Annotated in this window: 23 protein-coding genes and 1 other RNA gene; 12 read left to right on the top strand and 12 right to left on the bottom strand. The window is 37.6% G+C overall.

Annotated features, from left to right (window positions below; all coding sequences use genetic code 11):
• Nucleotides 1-7: 7 nt before the first annotated feature.
• The 4 genes from HUS24_RS14640 (at nucleotide 8) to HUS24_RS14625 (ending at nucleotide 3,447) form a co-directional block, all read left to right on the top strand.
• The gene (locus HUS24_RS14640; protein ID WP_173912716.1) at nucleotides 8-793 is read left to right on the top strand and encodes a taurine ABC transporter ATP-binding protein; all 786 of its coding nucleotides are present in this window, start codon (nucleotides 8-10) and stop codon (nucleotides 791-793) included.
• Nucleotides 794-1,669, top strand: a complete 876-nt coding sequence (gene tauC / locus HUS24_RS14635) for a taurine ABC transporter permease TauC (RefSeq protein ID WP_173912715.1) — start codon at nucleotides 794-796, stop codon at nucleotides 1,667-1,669.
• Between the two features lie 10 nt (nucleotides 1,670-1,679).
• Entirely contained in the window at nucleotides 1,680-2,531 is an 852-nt protein-coding gene (gene tauD, locus HUS24_RS14630) for a taurine dioxygenase (protein ID WP_173912714.1), read from the top strand.
• 193 nt (nucleotides 2,532-2,724) lie between these two features.
• Nucleotides 2,725-3,447 carry a pirin family protein gene (locus HUS24_RS14625; protein WP_173912713.1) on the top strand — a complete coding sequence of 241 codons (723 nt, stop codon included), beginning with the start codon at nucleotides 2,725-2,727 and terminating at the stop codon, nucleotides 3,445-3,447.
• A gap of 224 nt (nucleotides 3,448-3,671) precedes the next feature.
• Here HUS24_RS14625 and ssrS read toward each other — a convergent pair.
• The 3 genes from ssrS to HUS24_RS14610 form a co-directional block, all read right to left on the bottom strand.
• Nucleotides 3,672-3,853: non-coding RNA, 6S RNA (gene ssrS, locus HUS24_RS14620), on the bottom strand.
• 100 nt (nucleotides 3,854-3,953) lie between these two features.
• On the bottom strand, nucleotides 3,954-4,238 hold the full coding sequence (locus HUS24_RS14615; protein WP_065994695.1) for a cell division protein ZapA: 285 nt from the start codon (nucleotides 4,236-4,238) through the stop codon (nucleotides 3,954-3,956).
• 2 nt (nucleotides 4,239-4,240) lie between these two features.
• The gene (locus tag HUS24_RS14610; RefSeq protein ID WP_173912712.1) at nucleotides 4,241-4,792 is read right to left on the bottom strand and encodes a hypothetical protein; all 552 of its coding nucleotides are present in this window, start codon (nucleotides 4,790-4,792) and stop codon (nucleotides 4,241-4,243) included.
• 64 nt (nucleotides 4,793-4,856) lie between these two features.
• Between HUS24_RS14610 and HUS24_RS14605 the strand changes: the two genes are divergently transcribed.
• Together HUS24_RS14605 and pepP are read left to right on the top strand one after the other, a co-directional pair.
• On the top strand, nucleotides 4,857-5,489 hold the full coding sequence (locus HUS24_RS14605; protein WP_173912711.1) for a UPF0149 family protein: 633 nt from the start codon (nucleotides 4,857-4,859) through the stop codon (nucleotides 5,487-5,489).
• A 104-nt stretch (nucleotides 5,490-5,593) separates the two neighbouring features.
• On the top strand, nucleotides 5,594-6,916 hold the full coding sequence (gene pepP, locus HUS24_RS14600) for a Xaa-Pro aminopeptidase (RefSeq protein WP_173912710.1): 1,323 nt from the start codon (nucleotides 5,594-5,596) through the stop codon (nucleotides 6,914-6,916).
• 298 nt (nucleotides 6,917-7,214) lie between these two features.
• Here the strand turns inward: pepP and HUS24_RS14595 are convergent, their stop codons facing one another.
• Nucleotides 7,215-7,583 (bottom strand): hypothetical protein, encoded by a 369-nt coding sequence (locus HUS24_RS14595; protein WP_173912709.1) that lies wholly within the window; start codon nucleotides 7,581-7,583, stop codon nucleotides 7,215-7,217.
• Nucleotides 7,584-7,962: 379 nt separating this feature from the next.
• Between HUS24_RS14595 and ubiH the strand changes: the two genes are divergently transcribed.
• From ubiH to HUS24_RS14575, 4 genes are all read left to right on the top strand, one after another.
• On the top strand, nucleotides 7,963-9,174 hold the full coding sequence (ubiH, locus tag HUS24_RS14590) for a 2-octaprenyl-6-methoxyphenyl hydroxylase (RefSeq protein WP_173912708.1): 1,212 nt from the start codon (nucleotides 7,963-7,965) through the stop codon (nucleotides 9,172-9,174).
• A complete protein-coding gene (locus tag HUS24_RS14585) occupies nucleotides 9,171-10,433 on the top strand; it encodes an FAD-dependent monooxygenase (RefSeq protein WP_173912707.1) in 1,263 nt (420 codons plus the stop codon). The genes ubiH and HUS24_RS14585 overlap by 4 nt, the downstream gene beginning before the upstream one ends.
• A 171-nt stretch (nucleotides 10,434-10,604) precedes the next feature.
• Nucleotides 10,605-10,853, top strand: a complete 249-nt coding sequence (locus HUS24_RS14580; protein ID WP_065994687.1) for a hypothetical protein — start codon at nucleotides 10,605-10,607, stop codon at nucleotides 10,851-10,853.
• A gap of 150 nt (nucleotides 10,854-11,003) precedes the next feature.
• Nucleotides 11,004-12,425: a P-loop NTPase fold protein gene (locus tag HUS24_RS14575; RefSeq protein ID WP_173912706.1), complete on the top strand. Its 1,422-nt coding sequence runs from the start codon at nucleotides 11,004-11,006 to the stop codon at nucleotides 12,423-12,425.
• 7 nt (nucleotides 12,426-12,432) lie between these two features.
• Here HUS24_RS14575 and HUS24_RS14570 read toward each other — a convergent pair whose 3' ends face one another.
• The 3 genes from HUS24_RS14570 to HUS24_RS14560 all read right to left on the bottom strand — a co-directional run bounded on the left by HUS24_RS14570 (nucleotide 12,433) and on the right by HUS24_RS14560 (nucleotide 15,140).
• Nucleotides 12,433-13,053: a CatB-related O-acetyltransferase gene (locus tag HUS24_RS14570; RefSeq protein WP_173912705.1), complete on the bottom strand. Its 621-nt coding sequence runs from the start codon at nucleotides 13,051-13,053 to the stop codon at nucleotides 12,433-12,435.
• A gap of 67 nt (nucleotides 13,054-13,120) precedes the next feature.
• A complete protein-coding gene (locus HUS24_RS14565; RefSeq protein WP_173912704.1) occupies nucleotides 13,121-13,993 on the bottom strand; it encodes a class I SAM-dependent methyltransferase in 873 nt (290 codons plus the stop codon).
• A 166-nt stretch (nucleotides 13,994-14,159) separates the two neighbouring features.
• Complete coding sequence (locus tag HUS24_RS14560; protein ID WP_173912703.1) at nucleotides 14,160-15,140, bottom strand: hypothetical protein; 981 nt, start codon at nucleotides 15,138-15,140, stop codon at nucleotides 14,160-14,162.
• A 105-nt stretch (nucleotides 15,141-15,245) separates the two neighbouring features.
• Between HUS24_RS14560 and HUS24_RS14555 the strand changes: the two genes are divergently transcribed.
• Nucleotides 15,246-16,121: a competence protein CoiA family protein gene (locus tag HUS24_RS14555; protein WP_173912702.1), complete on the top strand. Its 876-nt coding sequence runs from the start codon at nucleotides 15,246-15,248 to the stop codon at nucleotides 16,119-16,121.
• A 129-nt stretch (nucleotides 16,122-16,250) separates the two neighbouring features.
• On the opposite strand, the gene greA is transcribed toward HUS24_RS14555, so the two are convergent.
• The 5 genes from greA to yhbY form a co-directional block, all read right to left on the bottom strand.
• Entirely contained in the window at nucleotides 16,251-16,727 is a 477-nt protein-coding gene (gene greA / locus HUS24_RS14550) for a transcription elongation factor GreA (protein WP_065994682.1), read from the bottom strand.
• Nucleotides 16,728-16,820: 93 nt separating this feature from the next.
• On the bottom strand, nucleotides 16,821-20,051 hold the full coding sequence (gene carB, locus HUS24_RS14545; protein ID WP_173912701.1) for a carbamoyl-phosphate synthase large subunit: 3,231 nt from the start codon (nucleotides 20,049-20,051) through the stop codon (nucleotides 16,821-16,823).
• A gap of 13 nt (nucleotides 20,052-20,064) precedes the next feature.
• Nucleotides 20,065-21,207 (bottom strand): glutamine-hydrolyzing carbamoyl-phosphate synthase small subunit, encoded by a 1,143-nt coding sequence (gene carA / locus HUS24_RS14540; protein ID WP_173912700.1) that lies wholly within the window; start codon nucleotides 21,205-21,207, stop codon nucleotides 20,065-20,067.
• Between the two features lie 420 nt (nucleotides 21,208-21,627).
• Nucleotides 21,628-22,167, bottom strand: a complete 540-nt coding sequence (locus tag HUS24_RS14535; RefSeq protein WP_173912699.1) for a DOMON-like domain-containing protein — start codon at nucleotides 22,165-22,167, stop codon at nucleotides 21,628-21,630.
• A gap of 17 nt (nucleotides 22,168-22,184) precedes the next feature.
• Nucleotides 22,185-22,508: a ribosome assembly RNA-binding protein YhbY gene (yhbY, locus tag HUS24_RS14530; protein ID WP_173912698.1), complete on the bottom strand. Its 324-nt coding sequence runs from the start codon at nucleotides 22,506-22,508 to the stop codon at nucleotides 22,185-22,187.
• A 196-nt stretch (nucleotides 22,509-22,704) separates the two neighbouring features.
• Here yhbY and rlmE point away from each other — a divergent pair, with 196 nt between their 5' ends.
• Nucleotides 22,705-23,373, top strand: a complete 669-nt coding sequence (gene rlmE, locus HUS24_RS14525) for a 23S rRNA (uridine(2552)-2'-O)-methyltransferase RlmE (protein ID WP_065994677.1) — start codon at nucleotides 22,705-22,707, stop codon at nucleotides 23,371-23,373.
• Nucleotides 23,374-23,664: the final 291 nt, after the last annotated feature.

Here is a 23,664-nt window from a genome sequence, read left to right as displayed (position 1 = left end):
ATGAGTGATGTCTGTTTTAAAAGCTGAAAACATTACACTACATTATGAAAATCATGATGTTGCTGTTTTGGAAAATATTAATCTCACTATTCCAGAATCCTCTCTGACTGTAGTGCTTGGAGAGTCTGGTTGTGGCAAGACGACTTTGTTAAATATTTTGGCAGGTTTTCAGCGGGTTGATTCAGGTATCGTGAAAATTAATGATGAGGTATTAACGCAACCTGATGCACGTCGTGCGGTGGTTTTTCAGGAACACGCTTTATTGCCATGGTTAAATGTATCTGAAAACGTGGCTTTTTCACTGAAATTACAAGGTCTAAATGCCACAGAAATACACAAGCAAGTCGATGCGATTTTAACCACTGTCGGTTTGGCACATGTGGCAACGTCTAATATTTGGGAATTGTCAGGTGGAATGAAACAGCGTGTCGGTATAGCACGTGCTTTGATTAGCCATGCACCATTTATTTTACTCGATGAGCCATTTGCAGCACTCGATGCATTTACCCGTGAAAATATGCAAGAGTTGGTGTTGAAGTTGTGGATTCAGGAAAATAAAGGTTTTTTCTTGATCACACATGATATTGAAGAAGCGCTATTACTCAGTCATCAATTGGTACTGATGACCGCACGTCCAGGCACAATTGTAGAAACGCTACATTTAGACTTTGCACAGCGCTATCGACAAGGTGAGTCTATTCGTTCAATCAAATCAGATCCATATTTTATTCAACTACGTGAACAATTATTTGAACGCTTAAAAGATCAAAAACTACAGGCTTTGGAGCTTTAAATGAATAGTCAAATTCACAAAATTGCTCAAAAAAACCTGACAGCAACAGCGACTGAACAGCGTATTACACCTTCGACAAATACTTTCAAATTTTCCAAGTTTGTGATGAAAAATTTAAGCCTAGTCATTAGCTTAGGCAGTGTGAGTACGATTTTACTGTTGTGGTTTGCGGTGAGTGCATTGCATTTAGTCCCTGAGCTATTTTTACCCTCTCCAAGTGCAGTATGGCAAAAATTTGTCCAAGTCAGCCAAGATGGTTTTATGAAAGCGACACTTTGGCAGCATCTTGCTGAAAGTATTAGACGTGTGTTGACTGCTTTGATCGCTGCGGTTGTGATCGGTGTCCCTATCGGACTTTGGATGGGGCTAAATAAATGGGTGCGTGCAGTACTTGATCCTCTCGTGGAGTTATTGCGACCAATTCCACCTTTAGCCTATTTACCGTTGTTGGTGATTTGGTTCGGCATTGGTGAAACCACCAAGATTTTATTGATTTTCTTTTCAATTTTAGCGCCCGTGATTATCAGTTCTGCGCATGGGGTCTTGAGCCATCAAAAAAACCGTGAGCGAGCAGCACTTTCGCTTGGTGCAACACGGGCACAAGTCTTGCAATATGTGATTTTACCAACAGCATTGCCACATATTTTAACAGGAATACGTATCGGTCTCGGTGTGGGCTGGTCGACACTCGTTGCAGCAGAATTGGTGGCTGCTGATCGAGGAATTGGTTTTATGGTGCAATCGGCAGCACAGTTTTTAATTACCGACACAGTAGTGCTTGGCATTATTGTGATTGCGATTGTTGCAGTGAGTTTTGAATTGTTTTTACGTTGGTTGCAAAAGCAATTAGCGCCTTGGTACGGTCAACAGTTATAGAAGTTACATCATGACATTACAGATACAGATTCAGCCTATTCAAGCCAATATTGGCGCAGTGATTGAAAATGTGGATTTAAATCTGACCAATCCACACATACTTAAGCAGATACATGCAGCCTTATTAAGATATCAAGTGATCTTTTTTAGACATCAGCAGTTGCAAGCTCAGGCGCAAGTACAACTTGCCGAAACTTTTGGTCATTTGCATATTCATCCGATTTATCCTTCTTTACAAGATGCGCCTGAAATCATTATTTTGGATAGTCATGCAACAGATCTTAGGGACAATGAGCTTTGGCATACAGATGTCACCTTTAGTCAAACCCCACCTTTAGGATGTGTATTACAAGCAATAAAAATTCCTGAAGTGGGTGGAGATACACTTTGGGCGAGTGGAACAGCCGCTTTTAAAGCACTTCCTGAAGCGTTACAAAATCAATTACGTGGTTTAACTGCGACACATGATATTCGTAAATCTTTTCCATTCGCGCGTTTTGGTACAACGTCTGAGGCACGTGAAAAACTTGAAGCATCATTTCGTAAAAATCCACCAGTCGTTCACCCAGTAGTTCGTAGTCATCCTGAAACAGGTGAGGATATTTTATTTGTAAATGAAGGTTTTACAACGCATATCAATGAACTGAGTCAGACTGAAAGTGATAAGCTTCTCAACTTTTTATTTGAACATGCGGTGAAAGAGCAATTTCATTTACGTTGGCAATGGCAAAAAGGCGATGTTGCGATTTGGGATAACCGTTGTACACAACATAAGGCTTTGTTTGATTATGGTGATGCCCATCGAATTATGCATCGTGCCACTGTGAATGGTACTGTGCCGTATTATCAACCACGCAGTTAATTTTATTTTGCATCATACGCATGAACAATAAATCTAGTTCAGATTTATTGTTCAAAACCTAAGCTGTAATATTAAAAAAGATAATCAATAATCGTTCTAAAAATGATACGAAACCTTCTATTTTTACTAAATCAAACCTTAAAGCATTACGATAAACTAAGCGCATAGAGAAAATTATATAAGGATAAAGATCATGTTTGATATGCGTTTATCTCATCAACGTGGTGCAGCACATCATGGTTGGTTAAAATCACGTCATAGCTTTTCATTTGCCGATTATTGGGATCCAAAGCAAGTTGGTTTTTCAGACTTATTGGTGATTAATGATGATACTGTTGCGCCATCAAAAGGCTTTGGTACACATCCACATCAAAATATGGAAATCATTTCCTATGTACTTGAGGGTGCGTTAGAACATAAAGATTCGATGGGTACAGGTTCAGTTATCGTACCCGGTGATATTCAGTTGATGAGTGCTGGGCGTGGTGTGGCACATAGTGAATATAACCATTCTACACAAGAAGATGTTCACTTTTTACAGATCTGGGTCGTGCCAAACCAAGCCAACACTGAACAAAGTTATCAGCAATTGCATATTTCTCCCGAAGATAAACGTGGAAAATTGCATTTGATGATTTCACCGACAGGTGGCGAAAAAGCATTAGCCATTAAACAAGACATTAAGATTTATTCAGGTCTATTTGATGGTGATGAAACTGCTGAATTTCAAATCCCAGAAGGACGTTATGTTTATCTACACGTGGCGAAAGGGCAAGTTGAAGTTAACGGACAAGTATTTCATACAGGCGATGCCGCACGAATCCGTGAGGGTGGAAAATTAAGCTTTAGTCATGGTCAAAATGCTGAAGTTTTGGTATTTGATATGCGTCCTAAAGAAATTCCAAGCATGCCTTAATCCTGTCAATAAGAATGGCTTAAGCAAAAAGCATACTAAATCTTTAGTATGCTTTTTTTATGCATGCATATGTATTTAAATAAAAAGATATTATTGGGGAATTTGATTGCTAATTTGAGATGGAAATGAAATTACAAAATTCGTCTGTTCTGTGTAGATTGTTCTAGGTGGAGAAAGTAGAAATTTTTAACTATTTATAATTTATTATTTGAAAAACTGAAATAAAACACTCCGAAGATGCCGCTGCATGGTCGTTACCCTGAACCCGATGAGTTCAAGGTGGACACGACGCGTACTTAATGGGTTTCCCACTCAAGGCGGGCATACACTCAAAATACACAGAACGCATCCGTAGGTTTAAGTATCGGCAGGGGAATAGACGTACTGGCGAACATCCCAGAGATAGATTAAGTATACAGATTCTCAGTGTAGAGGCAAATGCCGAATTTTATGAAAATGCTAGAATTTATGCAAAGCAAGATCCGAATGCACAAACAAAAAGCGATTTATACTGCTTTTTCAACGTCTTTTAAAATTTCCTCAAGCAAACGTTCACAATGTGTATATTCTTGTAAGGACTTGTTTAAAGACAAAACTTCTTGCATTAACTCCAATGCCACCATGATCATCAGTTTGTTATGTTCCATATTAGGTGCTTTACGTCGAAATTCTTGAAATTTTTCATTCAATAATTTACCTGCACGTTCAAGCTCAGCTTTCTGATCAGCGGTAGTACTGAGGCGAAAAATTTGTTCAATTAAACGCAATTCAACGACAACAACTTCAGACATGATTAGACTTCCTCATTGGTTTCAGATGGATGAGCAAGTTGCTGAATTTCTTGCGCATGCTGATCTTGTTCAGTGCCTAAAATCGCTAAACGTTGAATAATCGCTTCAACTTTGGTTTTGGCATGATCATTTTTCTGAATTAAGCGTTCACGTTCACTGAGCAAGTCTTTGATTTCTTGTTGAGAGTGGCGCTGTTCATTTTGTAACTTTTCTTTGAGAATTCGTAACTCATTACGCTCAGCCAAAATTTCCTGAAAACGAGTTTTAAGGTCGGTACAGCTTTTTTCTAAACGCCCATAACGTTCTGCCAAAGCAGTTGCATCAGTGTTCAGTTGAGTAAATTGTTTTTGTAAAGCTGAAAGTTGCTCGGTCAAGCTTTCAATTTCATCTTGCTTTTGGGTGATAATGCCATTTTTATGCAAGATCTGAGTATGTGCTTGTTCCTCACTGTTATCTTTCTCTTTTAACAGTGCTGCATTTTCTTTCTCAGTTGTTTCAATACGTGTTTTTAAAACACCAATATGCGTTTGTAGACGCTGTAATTGTTCTAGCATAACGGGTCGCACAGATTTGCAATCAAAGGTAATATATACAGAAGTATAGAGATTGGATAAACGAATGCAAGACGATATTTCAGGTTGGTCAGATTGGGATCAAAATTTTGGTCAAATTGAAGAAATTTCAAGCCCAAGTGAGTTACACGGGTTGCTCACAGGTATAGTTTGTGTTACCGAAGTGCCATCTCGTGATGAATGGTTACAAATTTTATCGACCATTGATATACCAAAAATAAACGAAGATGCTTTAGCGATCTTGGCTGAAGAAGCAGAAGACATTGCGCATGCCTTATCAGAAGATGAATTAGATTATTTACCTTTGCTTCCAGATGATGAACATAGCCTTGCTGAACGTGTGCAGGCTTTGGCAGATTGGTGCGCAGGTGTGGTTTTAGGTTTTGGTTTGGCATCAGGACATATTCGCTCAGATGAACAAGAGTTGATTGAAAGCTTACAAGATGTGGCTTCAGTTGAGTTTGATGAAACTGATGATGACGAAGAAGGTGAAGAAAGCTATTTAGAACTTTATGAGTTTGTCCGTTTGATTCCTGTGTCTTTGTCTATGGGACGCAAGAAAATTCCAGTGCTGGAAAGTTCTTTGTTGCAAAATTTTCATAGCAAAATGAAACCTGCAATTGAGGCATCAGACAGTAGCAATGTAGTAGAGGTTTTTACACCGCACCGCCCAAGCTAAAATCCATAACAAGACTTTTTGAATGAAGACTATTTCTGATATTTAAAAGGTCTTGTGATTTTTTAACTTAATTTTCATCCATCTAACGATAAGCTGAACACATAATGAAATTAACCCAAGCCGATTTTCAGGAACGTCGTGACCGCCTCGCAGAACAAATGGGTCCTAACAGTATTGCGATTATTGCTACTAGTCCAGAAGTGATGCGTAATCGAGATGCAGACTATAAATTTCGTGCGGACAGTAGTTTTTTCTATTTAACGGGATTTGCTGAACCTGAAGCAGTGGCTGTGATTGAAACTGATGAAACAGGTGAAGACTACAGCTATAGTTTGTTCTGTCGTGAACGAAATCGTGAGATGGAAATTTGGAATGGTTATCGTGCTGGCATCGATGGTGCGATTGATGATTATGATGCAGACGAAGCTTATGCGATTGATTTATTAGATGAAGAAATCATTGAAAAATTACTGAATAAAGACAAATTATTTTATCGCATCGGACAACGTGCGGAGTTTGATGCCCGTGTTACGAAATGGATTGCCAAAGCTACAGGTGAAACGCGTCGCGGAACTTCTGCACCTGCACACATTGTTCAACTTGATCGCATTGTAGATGAAATGCGCTTGCATAAATCAGCCAAAGAAATTGAGTTAATGCAGATCGCATCTGATATTAGCGCAGAAGCACATAAGCGTGCTATGCAAACTGTGCAGCCAAATATGATGGAATATGCTTTAGAGGCAGAACTGAATTATATTTTTGGTAAAAATGGCTGTGTTCCATCTTATAACAGCATCGTTGGTGGTGGTAAAAATGGTTGTATTTTGCATTATGTTGAAAATAATCAACCCTTAAAAGATGGTGATTTGGTTCTGATCGATGCAGCTTGTGAATATGAATTGTATGCCTCAGATATTACCCGTACTTTTCCTGTAAATGGCAAGTTTAGTCCTGAGCAAAAAGCATTGTATCAAGTTGTTTTAGATGCACAAATCGCTGCGATAGATGCTGTACAGATCGGAAATTCTTATAAAGAACCACATCATGTTGCGGTGAAAATTCTCGTTCAAGGTTTACTTGATCTAGGCATTATGCAAGGTGATCTTGAAGAAATCATTGAAACTGAAAAGTATCGTCAGTTCTATATGCATGGTACAGGACATTGGCTCGGTATGGATGTGCATGATGTAGGCACATATAAACATGGTGAAGATTGGCGTGTGTATGAAGAAGGCATGGTCGTAACGGTTGAGCCTGGTTTGTATATCGCACCTGATGATGAAACTGTGGATGTAAAATGGCGTGGCATCGGCATTCGTATCGAAGATGATGTGGTTGCAACTAAGGATGGCCCATTGGTTTTAACTAAAAATGTGGTGAAGTCTGTAGAAGCTATTGAAGCTTTGATGGCACAGTCGAAGTAAGGTCTGTGTTTTAAAACTAATTTAATGCACTATTGCCAGTCAGATAATAAGCTGATTGGCTTAATAGCGTTGGTGTTTTGCTTTTAGTTTCAAATTTTACCAATAGTAATCAAATTTTTATAAAAAATTGGGCTTAAAATAAGTGTAGTTATTAGTGAAATATATCAAAAATGGAACAAAATGTTTTAAAGTCGCTTTTTGCTAGTATTTGTTGATTTTTAAGTAAAATAGAATTTTGATTTTAAAAGATTATTTTAAATGCATTTGGCATAATGTCCATTATCTTAAATGGAGTTAATTAATTAGATACACATATCATGCCGAAACTAGATCTCATGCCTATTCTTTGATAACCTAAACCCGCTATTGGCTCAGGTGCAGGTTTCATACCTTCTTTTTCACAAATTTCTTGTATATATTTTAAAGTATCAAGTGATGAGCTGTTTGGAATATATTCAAGAGTATTGTGATCAATCACTATAAAACTTTGTCTTGTCGTATATATTTTCCCATTCGGAGAAGTTAATAAGGCACTCCTTTCAATAATTTGTTTTTCATTTTCAAACCAAGATCTATCAATAAATTTTTCTTTTTCATATTTAATAATTATTTCTGCCTGAACTGAAATATTTATAAAAAATATACTAAAGGCAAATATTAATTTCATGTACATGACTTATTTTTGACCCAATATTTCTATAATTTCATCAATCTAGCTTAGCAAGAAGTATAAAAAATAGAATTTTAAAGTGTAAATATTTTCTAAAATTAACATAATATGCCTTTGTGAAATCTTATGTACTGATTTATTTAAGTCAGCATATCTAGATACATGAAAATTCAACGCTATAAGTTATTTTTTATAAAAATCAAAATCTTAGTGTGAATTTTTTAGGAATTTTAAATATTTTAAAATCATGATCTTACGTTAAATCTAACAACAATATTCTATTCCAATACAAAAATATCTGTGCTTCATGTAATATGAAATCAATCATCATTATAAGTATTCAGCATGCTGAATCGCATAGAGAAAGGGTCAAGACATGCAACAAGACGTCATTATTGTGGGTGGTGGAATGGTTGGGCTAAGTTTGGCACTCATGTTGGCAAAGTCCAATATTGCAGTCAAACTGTTAGAAGCTGTTAAATATCCCAACTATGAAGATGGAAGCATTGCCCCTTATCACTCAAGCTTTGATGCTCGAAATACCGCACTTTCTCGCAGAACCGTACAAATATACCAAAAACTTGGACTATGGGATGCACTACAAGAACATGCTACACCGATTTTAGAAGTGCATATCACTGAACAGGGCAGTTTTGGTAAAGCTCGACTTAAAGCAGATCAAGAAAATGTCGAAAGTTTTGGGCAAGTGATTGAAAATGCATGGCTAGGTCGAGTGTTGTTGTCACAAGTTCGTCAACAACCCTTAATTGAGCTGATTGATGGCGTGCAAGTCACTTCATTAACACAAGATCAAGATCAAGTCCAGATCGAAGCAACCCGTGGCGGAGAGTACATTCATTCACTTAAAGCAAAATTAGTGATTGCAGCGGATGGTCGAGATTCTTTTTGTCGTCAAGCATTGGGGGTGGGTGTAGACGTACATGATTATGAGCAAGTTGCCATCGTGACCGCTGTACAAACATCTAAACCTCACAACCATGTTGGTTTTGAGCGTTTTAGTCATTTAGGTCCTTTGGCATTATTACCTTTGCCTGGCGAATGTCGTCGCTCAGTTGTTTGGCCTGTGACCAAAGGTACAGAACATGAATGGTTAGGTGAGGAAAATGATCAACACTTCCTTGATGCTTTGCAAAAAACCTATGGTGATCGAGCTGGAAAGTTTGTCAAAACAGGTAAACGTTTTAGTTTCCCATTGTCACAAGTCTTGGCGCATAAACAGGCGGTTGGGCGTGTAATTTTAATGGGTAATGCTGCACATACCATTCACCCAGTAGCAGGGCAAGGTTTTAACTTGTGTATGCGAGATGTCGATGTGTTGGTTCGATATTTAAATCAACAAATCGCCAATAGCAGAGATTTGGGCGAGCCTGAAATGCTCAAAGCCTATGAGCAAGCTCGTTTGGCGGATCAAAAACGTGTCATCAAATTCTGTGATTCGGTGGTACGTGGTTTTAGTAATCAAAACCCAGTCTTAAAACTTTTAAGAAATACAGGTTTAGTAGCGTTTGATGTGATTCCAGGTGTTAAACCTTTGGTTGCAAACTATGCGATGGGGTTAAAAGCATGAGTGATTTAAATAAAGCTACTGTAGATCAAAATAATATCTTGGATGTCGTCATCATTGGCGGTGGTTTGGTAGGGGGATTAACCGCTTTATTGCTGGCGGAAGGTGGTGTTCAAGCAACCGTTTTGGATGCTGCACCGATTTTGGATGCTAAAAAAACATTAAGTATTGCAAATCCTCGTGTTTTGGCACTAAGTCAAGCGACCATTCACTTGCTGAAAACGGCACAGGTTTGGGACAAACTCGCGCGTCAAATGCCCTATACAGGTATGCAGGTCTGGAATAAAAATGGCTATGGTGAGATCAACTTTGGCCAAGCTTCATCGCAGTTTCCATCAGAACAACAAAGCTTGGGTTCAATGGTTGAGCCGAGTGTGTTAAATCTAGCCATTCAACAAACAATGCTTGAAAAAGTTAAAGATTATCGAACTCAGGTTAAAGTGATTCGTGTAGAGCAAGCTGTCGGTCATTGGAATATCCAACTGGCAGATGGTACGACTTTAAAAACTAAGTTGGTGATTGGTGCAGATGGCGCAAACTCTTTTGTGCGTGATCAAGCTTTTATTGATTTAGATATTTTAGATTATAAACAAGCAGGTTTAACGTGTGCGATTCGTACCACACAGCCACATCAATATGTTGCTCGTCAGATTTTCCATCCAACAGGTCCATTGGCATTTTTACCTATGGCAAGCTTGAAGCCTGAGCAAGCAGAGCAGTGGATTTCGATCGTATGGACTTTACCTGATGACTATGCAGATGAATATGCGGCTTTGGATGACATAACATTTTGTCAGTTATTAACCCGTGAAAGTCATCATATGTTGGGTGAGGTACTTGAAGCAACGCCACGGGTAAAATTCCCGCTAAAAGCGCGTGCTGCGCAGCGTTATATTAAAGATGGTTTGGCATTAATTGGCGATGCAGCGCACGTGATTCATCCACTTGCTGGTCAAGGGGTGAATATTGGTTGTTTGGATGCTGCAGTATTGTGTGATGTGTTATTGCATGACTTGAAGCGTGGTGTATGGGCGCATGAGCAAACCTTAAAGCGCTATGAACATCAACGTAAAGGGCAAAATGATGCCATGATGCACAGTATGTCAGCGATTGGTTTTTTGGAAACTTCTGAGCTTTTCCCTGTAGTTTGGGCAAGAAATTTTGGGTTAAAACAGGTTGAAAATAATGCTGTAATCAAAGAACGTTTTATGGCGCAAGCCAATGGTTTATCTAGTTTAAGTCATACACGTTATGCTGTTTAAATTGAAAGTGCTATTTTTTGGTCGATCATTTAAAAAAAATTACGAATTTGGGTGAAAAAAATACGATTTTTATGTATTTAGCACTAGGCGAATGCTTGAGAGATTGGTACATTTCTTCGTAATTAGGAACTCGTTTTTGTAAGATAAGTCATTCATGGGGAGAGAGCGTAAATGACGGATACGAATGATTATGATGAAAATACTGAAGATAGCGCTGTAGATGATGATGAGGCGAAAGCCGCTGAAAAAGGTGCTGCTGCGAGTGATTCAACAGTATCTGATGCAGACTTGGCTGAGGCGGAAACTTTGACTGTGACTGCAAAGCAAAAACAGCGTCAAGCATTGGAAGATGAAGTTGCTGCATTTTTAGCACGTGGTGGGAAAATTACTGAAGTGCCACCAGATGAGTCAAAAGATTAAACGGCTTTAGTAGAAATTGCCCAAACGTTTTAAGTGAATGCTTGGAATAGTTTGGGCTTTTTTATGCTTAAAATTTATTCGAGATGTAAATCTAGAAAACAAAAACTATAGAGTGCATAATGATTTTAACTTTTTGATAATGAATACATAATGTCTGAACAAAACCAGGTGAATTGGCAACGTACAAATCTAGATCATATTGAGCAAGCTTGGGAGGGCGATCTTTGGGATCGTAAGCGTTTAGGTGAACAGCTTACACGTTATGTAGATCGTTTGAATTGTGGGGCTGTACTTGCTTTAGATGCGCGTTGGGGTGAGGGGAAAACATGGTTTGTTCGTCACTGGAAAAAGCATCTAGAGGATGAAAACCATAATGTGATTTATTTAGATGCTTTTGCAAATGATTATTTGGAAGACCCTTTTTTAGTAATTTCTTCTGAGATTGCTGCAAGATTAGATCAAACTGCTGATAAAAGTTTGGTGCATAAATTTAAAAAAGCAGCTGCTGTGATGCAACAAGGTTTATTGACTCAAGCGCCTACAATAATAGCATCTATGATTAGTTTTGCATTGACAGGTGGAATCATTCCATTTTTAAAGATTGATAATGAATCTATTAAAGAAAAGTACGATGATATTGTAGACAATGTCACTGATAATATTGGTGAGAAAGTTACAGAAGCAATTCAAAATAAAATTGATGATTATGAAGAGGAAAAACAGTCTTTAAGTGCTTTTAAGGAAACACTTGGTAAATTAGCTGAAAGTTTAGATAAATCACTTGTTTTTATTATTGATGAGTTAGATCGCTGTCGCCCTGATTTTGCAATTCGTTTGATTGAAAGAATTAAACATTTTTTTGATATTCCGAAAATTGTATTTGTTTTGGTGATGGATAAAACTCAATTTTCAAAAGTGGTTTGTCATAACTATGGTTATGATGAAAAGTTGGGTGAAGAGTATTTAGATAAGTTTGTGGATTTCTTAATACCTTTACCGTTGATTTCTAAATTAAATAAGAACGAAATAGCTTATTTTTCAGTTTTAAAAAAATTACTCTATGCTGTGGGTGAGGAGTCTGATGATATTAATTTAATTCTTTATTTTGCATTGACTGAAAAAAATATATCACCTAGATTTTTAAAAAAGAAAATTAATGAGTACGCATTGTTAAGGACAAATGACACAAAAAAGAATATGTTTTTGATGTTGGCTATAATTACTAATCCATTAAATTTATTAGATAAAATTGAATTGTTTAGTAATAATATATACAGATCGATAGTTGAAAATGGTTCAATAACTTTTCAAACATTGTCCAAAAAAGAGTTAGAGGATATAGAAAGAATTTTAAAGCTACAATTTGAAATTGATGCAGTTGAATTTTTATTTTTGTTAGAACAAATCTTAAAAATATATGGACGGTATCAAAATATTATTAGTCCTAATCCAAAGGAAAAAATAGAAAAAGAGCTTGTTGATTTATATTCAAAGTATTCTTTAGAATCTTTAAAAAACCATTTAGATATTTCATCACAATATGAACTTTATTTAAATTCAAATTTATCATAATGGAATATTAACTTCCTTTAAAGTAAAGAAATAAGCTGTTGATTTCTCCCGTCTGTAACTTATCCCGCATTTTTAAAAACTGCTTTTCATCCATTTCATAAAGTTTAAGAGAAAGCAGTTTTTTAATATCTTCTTCTGAAAAACGATATTTTATAATTTTTGCAGGAATGCCACCCACGATGGCATAAGGTGGTACATCTTGAGTCACCACCGCACCCGTTGCCACCACCGCGCCTTCACCCAAAGTCACACCTTGCATAATCATGGCACGACTACCGATCCAACAACCATCCCCAATGCGTGTGTCCCCAGCGGGAACAAAACTCCGTGTATCAAACGGAAAAGCCGAAATCCAGTCGGTACGGTGTAACTGATTACCACCCATCATTATGACGCATTCAGCACCAAAACAAACAAAGTTACCAATATAAAGTTGATCAATCGGCTTCTCAGGTGTGGATGGCTTATCATGCAAATAACGAACCACACAACGCTCAAATCCCTGATCCCAATACGCTGAATAATAAGAATAATTCCCTTTGATGTGAATGTTTGGATTATTTACCGTCTTGGAAATAAACTCAAACTCACACCAATGTTTTACAGGCGAGTTAATGGAATCAGTCATATAAAATACAGCAGGTGAGTGGTTGCACTATTTTATATGACTTTAATACAAAGCGTAAGTAAATAGCCTAAGCTAATTTTAAATGAATCAAATGCGTTGCATGGGTATGACGGATATGATCGGGACGTTGCTGAAAATAGCGTTCAGTAATGGCTTTTCCAGATAAATCTTCAATGACAATATAACCCATATTTTCAACAGTTTGATGTAAGTTTTCTGACATAAAAGCACCAATCAAAGGCTCTTTTAAAAGTCGGGTAAATTGAGAAACAGCAAAAGTGCCGATACGCTCAATTCCTTGTAATTCTTTATAATCCACCGAATAGTCCATCACCACTTCGCTGCCAGTATGGGCAAAAGATGCGATATTTTGTAAAGTAGCAAAGGTAGTTTTAGGATTTAAATAATGCGTTGTACCTAACCAAGAAAAGAATCCCGCTTTATTTTCATCATATTGACTACGCGCTAAAGCATCAAATAATTTTTCTTTTTCAAAATCAATAGATACAAATTCAACATTCGCTGGGATTTCTGCTAATTGACTGAGTTTTTCTATTTTAAGTTTTTGCGTATCAGGGTGATCTACTTCAAAAATTTTTAATTGTGGAAATTGTTTGGCTAAGCGTAAAACGAAAGAATCTAAACCTGCTCCGACCAAAACATATTGTTGAATATCTTCTTGAATGGCGAGTTCTAATAAATCCTCAGTATAGCGAGAACGTGCAACGACCTGTCCTGTAAGTAAACCAAAAGTTTTATTTAACAGTGGGCTATTAAAGGCTTTGCTGACAAGTTTTGAAGAAAGTAAGGCTCTATATTCCTTACTTGTCATGTGTAAAGCAAAAGGGTCTGAAAATACAGGGTTTAGCGCATGTAGATAATGATTTGCACGAATTGCAGCTGCGGCTTCAGCAGTTTTACTAGCACGACCTTTTTTCATGATATTTCCATTTCAATTTTTATTTTCTAACACTCTAAGGCAAAAGATAAAATTAACAATGACCATAAAAATGGAAAGAGAGTAAATTTATGGTCATTAATATTTTTTGATTAATGAAAAAAGATATATCTCCTTAACCATTTTTATAAGTATGTATAGTGATTTTTTAGTTTAATGGCAGACCTTTCATTGTGACTCGATCAAAGCTATAGACATGTGCAAATGGGCTTTCGACACATCTACCCACTAATGGTGCTCGTTGATCAGGTTTGCCGCTTTTTAATATGATATCAGATGAGCAAATCGGACAAATTGCCTTAAATTTTGTAACTCGGGTGATTTGATTCTTGTTATTGTCTTTATACATTTCAATATCAACAAAATCCTCGTTTAAAGACATAAATGACATAGGTGCTTTAATCACACGGTGTTCAGGCAAACTCCATAATGGAATTGCCCAGAATTTAAACATAATATATGAGAAAAAATATAAACATAAAATAAAAAGCAAATCTAATGAAGAAAAACCTTGACCTTTATTGGCTAATACTAAAGAAAATGCACAGACATATATTGCCCAAAAAATTATGCTACCAAACAGTATAATGATCATTGCTAGTCCCCTTAAACTTTTATTTTTCATTTCCCCTTTTTTGAAAATAAATTTATAAAGCCAAGATAATTTAATTTCAGCAGGATCAGTTCGTTCGTAATAGGCTATGTTTTTTATTTCAGTTATCTCATCATTATTCTGAATATTTACTGCTTCAATGATATCTAACCAATAAAATCGCTCATTTCCTTTTCCACCTACAGTGTCATTGGTTTTTACAGTTGGGAAATATCCAATATCTTCAAATTGTTTTTCGTATTTTTGAATGATTATTCCCATTAAGGAATTTAGTCGTTGATCATTAATCCATTTACCTAAAGCTTTGGGGTCTATTTTATCAGCGGATGATTTTCCATCTACAGCAGATTTTAATTGGTATCTAGTAAAGGTTATTGGTTCAACGGTATCTTGCTGAATCTTGCTTAAAGTTGTTTCGCAAAGAAATTTTAAACAATCATAAGCTCTATTTTGTGTAGGATCATTTATTAAAATTTCAAAAAGAATTTTAAATGTTTTTATTTTAAATTCAGTCATTTAATTACCCTCTTGTACCTGTATATACCCACTTTACACAGTGTTTAAAACATTAGATCACAAGCATAGTTAATAAGTAAATCAACTTCTTACAGGATTTTAATTATGACTATGAAGATAGCTTTAGACGAAAATAATCGAATTGTAAAAATTGAAAATGTGAACCGTGGATTGGCGTGTAATTGCACATGTTTTACTTGTGGTGAAACAGTTTTAGCGCGGAAAGGAGACATTAAGGAACATCATTTTGCACATGCAAGCAATAAAGAGAGTTGTTTTATTAACACCGAATCATTACTTCATAAATATGCAAAAGAGGTCGTTTTAGAATCAATGGGGCTTATTTTACCAGCGTTACCTAATCATGATTTAGAAGCTGCTTGGTGGACATTTGATCGTATATTGCCTGAATTTAAATTAGGGGTGATTCGTCCAGATTTAGTTGCTTATGTTGATGGAGAAACCATTTTAATTGAAATAGCAGTTACCCATTTTATTGATCATAAAAAGTTAAACTATTTAGAAATGCTACAATTAAAGTGCATAGAAATAGACCTATCATCACTGTTGAAAAATGATATTGAAGTTCCAAGTGAAGCAATAAAAAAAGAAATTCTTGAAAATATAGAAAATAGAAAATGGGTTTATCCTATATCACTTGATAATTTATTGAATAAGCCAAACGATGACACTGTAAAGGTTGAGGTTCTTGAAGTTTCAATAAAACAAGAGCAAAAAAATAATCAAGCACCCTGGCAGGATTATAAATTTAGAATTAAAGGGATTAATTTTAATGCACGTAAGTTTTCAAGTGGAATGGTTTCGGTAAATTGTACATTTAATCCAGAAATGATTCAAATGCTTAAAGAATGGAAAAATGAAGGTCGGGGCTCATATCAGCCAAAATATAAATCATGGAATTATTGGCTTCCATTTTCAGAAACAGTTTTGGAAAGATTAAAACAAATGAATGAACTTTAAAAAAGCTAACAATGGTTATTTTTTAAATGAAATATTTGTTTATAAGTCAGATTTAATGAGTAAAAAGCAACTAAAAAGGGCTGAATAATCAGCCCTAGATTTTATCAAAAACTTTGCTTGAGCAAAAAATTAAAGATATTCAACGCTTACGATTTCGTACTCAACTTCACCTTGTGGTGTAGTGATTTTAGCTTCATCGCCTTCATTTTTACCTAAAAGTCCACGTGCAATCGGTGAGTTCACAGAGATTTTATTGATTTTAAAATCAGCCTCATCATCGCCTACGATTTTATAGGTTTTTTGCTCTTCAGTATCGAGGTTTTCAATGGTTACAGTTACCCCGAAAACGACACGACCCGTTTGTTCAAGTTCTTTTACATCGATGACTTGGCACGCACCAAGTTTACCTTCGATGTCTTGAATACGACCTTCACAGAAACCTTGTTGCTCACGTGCAGCATGATACTCTGCGTTTTCTTTCAAATCCCCATGTTCACGGGCTTCAGCAATTGCCGCGATAATGCGTGGACGATCCACAGTTTTAAGTTGCTGTAATTCTTTCTCTAAGGCTAATTTGCCTTCAGGTGTCATAGGATAACGTTGCATTGTTGTCCCTCAAGTTAAGTATTTAAAAAATACAGTTTAAAAAATAAAAAAATCCCGCCACCGATAGAGTGGCGGGACTTATCGGTAACTGAATTAACCTATAGAAAGGTCTTGCAAGCGGTATACATCCATCGGTAATTTAATCGCTAAAGCTTGGCATACAGCATCCGCACCATTCAAAGTAGTTGTGTAATACACTTTACCTTGTAGTGCAGAGCGGCGGATCGAGAACGAATCCTGCTGCGCTTGTTTACCTTCGGTTGTATTGATAATGAGGTGAATTTCGCCATTTTTCAAGCGGTCAACGATATTAGGGCGACCTTCTGTGACTTTATTCACACGTTCACATTCAATACCTGCTGCTTTGATGACATCGTAAGTACCGCCGGTTGCGATAACTTTGAAACCAAGTTCAGTCAGTTGTTTTGCGATGCCGACAGCACGAGGCTTGTCAGAATCACGTACAGACAAGAATGCGTGTTTTACTTCGCCTTCGGTTGGTAAGCCTGGTAAGCGATCATTCGAGCCTAACACAGCTTTATAGAATGCTTCACCAAAAGTTTTACCTACGCCCATTACTTCACCTGTAGATTTCATCTCAGGCCCAAGCACAGGGTCAACACCAGGGAATTTGTTGAATGGGAACACTGCTTCTTTTACAGAGAAATGTTCAGGGATAATCTCTTTGGTGAATCCTTGAGATTCTAAAGATTGACCCGCCATACAACGTGCAGCAACTTTCGCTAAAGACTCACCGATACATTTAGAAACGAACGGCACTGTACGAGATGCACGTGGGTTCACTTCAAGAATGTAAACGTCAGTACCTTTTACTGCAAACTGTACGTTCATCAAGCCCACAACGCCAAGCTCTTTCGCCATAGCAATGGTTTGACGACGCATTTCGTCCTGAACTTCATTTGACAATGAATAAGGTGGAATAGAACATGCTGAGTCACCAGAGTGAATCCCTGCTTGTTCGATGTGTTGCATGATTCCACCAATCACCACATCTTTACCGTCAGATACACAGTCTACGTCAACTTCGATCGCATCATCAAGGAAATGGTCAAGAAGGACAGGTGCTTCATTCGATGCTTGTACTGCATCACGTAAATAACGTTTTAATTCCTCATCGTTATAGACGATTTCCATCGCACGACCACCCAATACATAAGAAGGGCGTACAACCAATGGATAGCCGACTTTTGCAGCTTCAGCCATACCTTCTTCAGCAGATTTAACGATGCTGTTATTTGGTTGGCGAAGTTGAAGACGTTGGATCATTTGCTGGAAACGTTCGCGGTCTTCGGCACGGTCAATTGCATCAGGCGATGTCCCAATAATTGGTGCACCAGCTTCTTCTAAAGCACGTGCCAATTTAAGCGGCGTTTGACCGCCGTACTGTACGATAATGCCTTTAGGCTTCTCTGTACGCACGATTTCAAGGACATCTTCAAGTGTAATCGGTTCGAAGTACAAACGATCTGATGTGTCGTAATCGGTAGAAACGGTTTCAGGGTTACAATTCACCATGATCGTTTCATAACCGTCATCACGCATTGCAAGTGCAGCATGTACACAGCAGTAATCGAACTCGATCCCTTGACCGATACGGTTAGGACCACCGCCGATCACCATGATCTTGTCTTTAGTCGATGGATTTGCTTCACATTCTTCATCGTAAGTTGAATACATGTACGCTGTGTCAGATTCAAACTCAGCAGCACAAGTATCTACACGTTTATAAACTGGTGTTACACCCAAGTTCCAACGATGCTTACGGAATTGTTTTTGTGAAATACCCATCAAATTGGCGATGCGAAGATCGGATAAACCTTTACGTTTAAATGAACGGATATTGTCCGCATTTAAATCACCAAAACCTAAGGTTTTGATTTGTTCTTCAGTTTTAATGATGTCTTCGATTTGAATCAAGAACCAACGATCAATCTTAGTTGCTTGGAATACTTCTTCTAGAGTGAAGCCGTGACGGAATGCATCTGCCACATACCAAATACGCTCAGGACCTGGAACTTTCAGTTCAACCAAGATTTTTTCACGTGCACCTTCAGTACCCACTGCGATTTTTTCATCAAAACCGCAAGCGCCTACTTCAAGACCACGAAGTGCTTTATTCACAGATTCTTGGAAGTTACGACCAATCGCCATGACCTCACCCACAGATTTCATCTGGGTGGTTAAAGTCGCATCTGCTTGTGGGAATTTTTCGAAGTTGAAACGTGGAACTTTAGTTACCACGTAGTCAATCGCAGGTTCAAATGATGCAGGTGTTGTACCGCCAGTGATGTCATTTTTCAATTCATCAAGGGTATAACCTACAGCCAATTTTGCTGCGATTTTTGCAATTGGGAAACCCGTTGCTTTAGATGCAAGTGCTGATGAACGAGATACACGAGGGTTCATCTCGATGATCACCATACGACCATCTTTCGGGTTAATACCAAACTGAACGTTTGAACCACCAGTTTCTACACCGATTTCACGAAGAACTGCTAAAGACGCATTACGCATCAATTGATATTCTTTGTCTGTCAATGTCTGTGCAGGTGCAACGGTGATTGAGTCGCCAGTGTGTACGCCCATTGGGTCAAAGTTTTCGATCGAACATACGATGATACAGTTGTCGTTTTTATCACGCACAACTTCCATTTCGTATTCTTTCCAACCAATCAATGATTCATCGATCAACAATTGTTTCGTTGGTGAAAGATCGAAACCACGTTCACAGATTTCAATGAATTCTTCTTTGTTATAGGCAATACCACCGCCTGAACCACCCATCGTGAATGATGGACGGATAATCACAGGGAAGCCGAAACGTGCTTGAATTTCTAAAGCTTCTTCCATTGACTCTGCAATGTCAGCTTTTGGACATTCAAGACCAATTTTACGCATTGCGATATCGAAAAGTTTACGGTCTTCCGCTTTTTCAATTGCTTCTTTGGTCGCACCAATCAATTCAACATTGTATTTTTCTAAAATACCGTGCTCATCTAGTGCAAGGGCACAGTTCAATGCTGTTTGACCACCCATTGTAGGAAGAACCGCATCAGGGCGTTCTTTCTCAATGATGGCTGCTACAGTTTGCCAAGTGATTGGCTCAATGTAAGTTGCATCTGCCATTGCAGGGTCAGTCATAATGGTTGCTGGGTTAGAGTTCACCAAAATAACACGGTAGCCTTCTTCACGAAGGGCTTTACATGCTTGTGCGCCTGAATAGTCGAACTCACATGCCTGACCGATCACAATCGGACCTGCACCAATAATTAAGATGCTTTTAATGTCTGTACGTTTAGCCATGATCGCTCCTTAATTACTTCTTAGCTGCTTCGATAAGTTCGATAAAATGATCGAACAACGGTGCGCAGTCATGTGGGCCAGGACTTGCTTCAGGGTGACCTTGGAAGCTAAACGCTGGTTTATCTGTACGATGAATCCCTTGTAAGGTTTGGTCGAACAGTGATTTATGCGTAGCTTTTAGGTTTGCAGGTAAAGTGTCTGCATCTACAGCGAAGCCATGGTTTTGAGAAGTAATCATCACGGTACCATCTTCAAGACTTTGTACAGGATGGTTAGCACCGTGGTGTCCATGCGGCATTTTTACCGTTTTAGCACCAGATGCAAGCGCAAGGATTTGGTGACCTAAACAGATTCCAAATACAGGCACATTACGTGCATCTTCAACGATGGTTTTTACAGCTTCGATTGCATAACCACAAGCAGCTGGATCACCAGGACCATTTGACAAGAACACGCCATCTGGATTGAGCGCCAATACTTTTTCAGCAGACGTTTGCGCAGGAACAACAGTGAGTTTACAACCACGATCTGCAAGCATACGTAAGATGTTGGTTTTGACACCATAATCGTATGCAACTACATGGAATTTTGCTTCAGGTTGGGAGAAACCTTTACCTAATGCCCATGAGCCTTCAGTCCATTCAAAACCTTCAGGGTCGCAACATTCTTTGGCAAGATCTAAACCATTTAAACCACCAAAAGCTCGAGCTTTTTCTAAAGCTTCTTCTTCAGTAATGTTTTCACCTGCTAAGATGCAACCATTTTGTGCGCCTTTAGATCGCAAAATACGTGTAAGTTTACGTGTATCAATATCTGCAATGGCAACAACATTATGCTGTTTTAAATAATCACCAAGAGATTGTTCAGCACGGAAGTTGCTATGTAATAAAGGCAGGTCTCGAATGATCAGACCATTTGCCCAAACTTTATGAATGCGACCTGACTCTGCATCTTCATTATTGCAACCCGTATTACCAATATGTGGGTAAGTTAAAGTTACAAGTTGTTGTGCATAACTTGGGTCAGTCAAAATTTCTTGATAGCCAGTCATGGCAGTATTAAAAACGACTTCACCTGTCGTACTTCCCGTAGCGCCGATCGATGTACCTTTGAAAATAGTACCGTCAGCGAGGGCTAAAATGGCGGGGATGCTCAAACCAAAGCTCCTGATCTAAAACCACAAAAATAGGGCTGTAAAAAAGCGAGTAGACGAAAAAAAAGGAAGGCTAATTAAATCCTACCCTCCTCATGTCTGCTCGCTTGTAACTTAACACTGCATTATACGCACAATATGCTGAAAAGTCCACGTAGAATACTGTGATTCTTGTAGATAAAAATCTTGCATTTTAGTGAGTAATCTGTTTTTAGCGTGCTTTAGTTATTTTTGATGTAAATAAAAATTCAGTTCAATAATCAAAACTTAAAATTTAACAAAGAGATAAAGACAGTAGAATGTTTATAAGTTGATTTAAGTCAGATTTAAAATGCTCACAGATAGAAAACTAAGCAAGGTAAAATAAAAAAAGTGAGGATATTAACCTCACTGATTCACTTTAAAATACGATAAAATGCTTCACTAAAAAGTATGTAGCCAATCACGTTTATTATGAAAGTCAGCCTCTGGGCTGCTGTGTTGCATAGCAAAAAAATGTTCGCCCTGCGTAGTCTCTAAAACAGCACTTAAACCAATAAACAATTGATCCCATTTTAATTTATGTTTGAGCATAAACTCAGTCAGATCAAGACTTACATTTAAACCATAATGGGTACGTTTGAGTTGATTGAGTTCAATATCATAGGCTGCAATAGGTGGCAGTATCTCAGGATAGCGATATTCTTCAAATGCATAGGCTTGCCATGCTTGAGAAGGGGAGAGATTGATTTCCCGATAGAAATCTTCGCCTTTGACTCCGATAAAAACTTCAAAGCACGTTTTTTCCCATAAAAAGTCAATGCGTGGATGCGAGGCAACTAGCTCAGGATATTGAATCAATTGGTTAGGATCACGTAGCCAATAGCCGACATTTAAAGTAAATGGGCTAATCTGTTCGATTGCACCCACCAATGAAATGCTTTGAAAGCGGCGATCGAAAGCATTGAGTTCATAACTTGCCATAAAATTTAAGTCTGTAATTAGTTCGACAAATGTGCGTGACGAACAAGATTAGACAACTTCGGATTTTGTTTCGCAGCTTTTTTATAAAACAATGCAATTTTACCAATAGTTTGCACAACTTCAGCACCGGTAGCATCTGCAATCTCAGCAATTGCAGCAGCACGTGCTTCACGATCTTCGCCAGCAACTTTAATTTTGATCAACTCATGGTCGTTTAAAGCACGGTTGGTTTCTTCGATGACATTTTCAGATAAACCTTTATCACCAATCATGACCACTGGGTTTAAAGCATGTCCGATTTGACGTAAACGCTTACGTTCTTGGATAGATAAAGCCGCCATAAAAATAACCTAATTTTAAAAACGGCTTAGTATAACAAAACTCGGATTTAAACGCTGCATATTCTCAACAAAAAAACGATCAGGCTTATTTGAAAAAACATGGTGTGAATAACGCATTTAGATACAGTTGTATACTGCAAAAACTCAGTTTTTCACGTACAATTACAAGTTAAATGTCAATTTTATTTAGAGAGTTATGGCTACACGCATTACCAACCAAAAGTTATCTAAAAGTAGTCGTGCGTGGATGAGAGAGCATTTAGACGATCCATTTGTGAAAAAAGCACAAAAGGAAGGCTATCGTGCTCGAGCTGCGTATAAACTTCTTGAAATTCAAGAAAAATATAAAATGATTAAACCCGGCATGACTGTTGTTGACTTAGGTGCAGCACCAGGCAGTTGGTCACAGATCGCAGGAAAGTTGGTCGGTGATAAAGGTTTGGTCATTGCTTCGGATATTCTTGAAATGGATGCCTTACCTGATGTGACCTTTTTACAAGGTGATTTTCGAGAAGAAGAAGTTTTTGAAAAATTGTTAAATATTTTAAATGGACGTACTGTAGACGTTGTAATTTCGGATATGGCCCCCAATACATCAGGTAATAAGGCTGTAGATCAACCTCGCCAGATTTATTTGTGTGAACTTGCGTTAGATTTTGCCAATCGTGTTTTAGGACCAAAAGGGCAGTTTGTAGTAAAGGTTTTCCAAGGTGATGGTTTCGATGAATTTCGCAAACAAGTTGTCAATAGTTTTGATGTCTTGAAAACTGCAAAGCCTGCAGCGTCACGGGCACGTTCAAAAGAAGTTTTTTTAATTGGACAAGGTCGTAAAAAGGTTTCGCAGCAAGTTGTTGTAGATGAGTGAGTGTTTGAGTTCTTTTAGAGTTCTTAGATGCATGTGTTATGTTTAAAATTATTTTATCGAAAGTTTGTCTAGACCATAATGCGTTAACATTATGCAGTTAAATAACTTTCTTTGAAAAATTTAAATGAAAAAATGTAATTCATGTATGAATTGTCACGAAGACCTCTTGCCAAGTTGTTAAAAATTGTGCATTTTGTACGTTTTTAAAATTTATTGCGAAATTCATTACTCGCTTTTTTGTTAGGATCACCCTCTAATAGGGCATGATCAAAATTAGATTGATATGGGAAT

It is taken from the genome of Acinetobacter sp. Marseille-Q1618, assembly GCF_902809855.1.
Lineage (GTDB): Bacteria > Pseudomonadota > Gammaproteobacteria > Pseudomonadales > Moraxellaceae > Acinetobacter.
This window is presented reverse-complemented; position numbering and strand designations above follow the sequence as displayed.

Bases quoted from the DNA above. Each gene is read 5' to 3' on its own strand.
- tauC (WP_173912715.1), top strand. From the start codon at position 794: ATGAATAGTCAAATTCACAAAATTGCTCAAAAAAACCTGACAGCAACA.
- HUS24_RS14555 (WP_173912702.1), top strand. From the start codon at position 15,246: ATGACTATGAAGATAGCTTTAGACGAAAATAATCGAATTGTAAAAATT.
- HUS24_RS14570 (WP_173912705.1), bottom strand. From the start codon at position 13,053: ATGACTGATTCCATTAACTCGCCTGTAAAACATTGGTGTGAGTTTGAG.
- HUS24_RS14580 (WP_065994687.1), top strand. From the start codon at position 10,605: ATGACGGATACGAATGATTATGATGAAAATACTGAAGATAGCGCTGTA.
- carB (WP_173912701.1), bottom strand. From the start codon at position 20,051: ATGGCTAAACGTACAGACATTAAAAGCATCTTAATTATTGGTGCAGGT.
- ubiH (WP_173912708.1), top strand. From the start codon at position 7,963: ATGCAACAAGACGTCATTATTGTGGGTGGTGGAATGGTTGGGCTAAGT.
- HUS24_RS14625 (WP_173912713.1), top strand. From the start codon at position 2,725: ATGTTTGATATGCGTTTATCTCATCAACGTGGTGCAGCACATCATGGT.
- greA (WP_065994682.1), bottom strand. From the start codon at position 16,727: ATGCAACGTTATCCTATGACACCTGAAGGCAAATTAGCCTTAGAGAAA.
- pepP (WP_173912710.1), top strand. From the start codon at position 5,594: ATGAAATTAACCCAAGCCGATTTTCAGGAACGTCGTGACCGCCTCGCA.
- yhbY (WP_173912698.1), bottom strand. From the start codon at position 22,508: ATGGCGGCTTTATCTATCCAAGAACGTAAGCGTTTACGTCAAATCGGA.
- tauD (WP_173912714.1), top strand. From the start codon at position 1,680: ATGACATTACAGATACAGATTCAGCCTATTCAAGCCAATATTGGCGCA.
- HUS24_RS14640 (WP_173912716.1), top strand. From the start codon at position 8: ATGTCTGTTTTAAAAGCTGAAAACATTACACTACATTATGAAAATCAT.
- HUS24_RS14575 (WP_173912706.1), top strand. From the start codon at position 11,004: ATGTCTGAACAAAACCAGGTGAATTGGCAACGTACAAATCTAGATCAT.
- HUS24_RS14560 (WP_173912703.1), bottom strand. From the start codon at position 15,140: ATGACTGAATTTAAAATAAAAACATTTAAAATTCTTTTTGAAATTTTA.
- HUS24_RS14535 (WP_173912699.1), bottom strand. From the start codon at position 22,167: ATGGCAAGTTATGAACTCAATGCTTTCGATCGCCGCTTTCAAAGCATT.
- HUS24_RS14585 (WP_173912707.1), top strand. From the start codon at position 9,171: ATGAGTGATTTAAATAAAGCTACTGTAGATCAAAATAATATCTTGGAT.
- rlmE (WP_065994677.1), top strand. From the start codon at position 22,705: ATGGCTACACGCATTACCAACCAAAAGTTATCTAAAAGTAGTCGTGCG.
- HUS24_RS14565 (WP_173912704.1), bottom strand. From the start codon at position 13,993: ATGAAAAAAGGTCGTGCTAGTAAAACTGCTGAAGCCGCAGCTGCAATT.
- HUS24_RS14610 (WP_173912712.1), bottom strand. From the start codon at position 4,792: ATGCTAGAACAATTACAGCGTCTACAAACGCATATTGGTGTTTTAAAA.
- HUS24_RS14595 (WP_173912709.1), bottom strand. From the start codon at position 7,583: ATGAAATTAATATTTGCCTTTAGTATATTTTTTATAAATATTTCAGTT.
- HUS24_RS14615 (WP_065994695.1), bottom strand. From the start codon at position 4,238: ATGTCTGAAGTTGTTGTCGTTGAATTGCGTTTAATTGAACAAATTTTT.
- HUS24_RS14605 (WP_173912711.1), top strand. From the start codon at position 4,857: ATGCAAGACGATATTTCAGGTTGGTCAGATTGGGATCAAAATTTTGGT.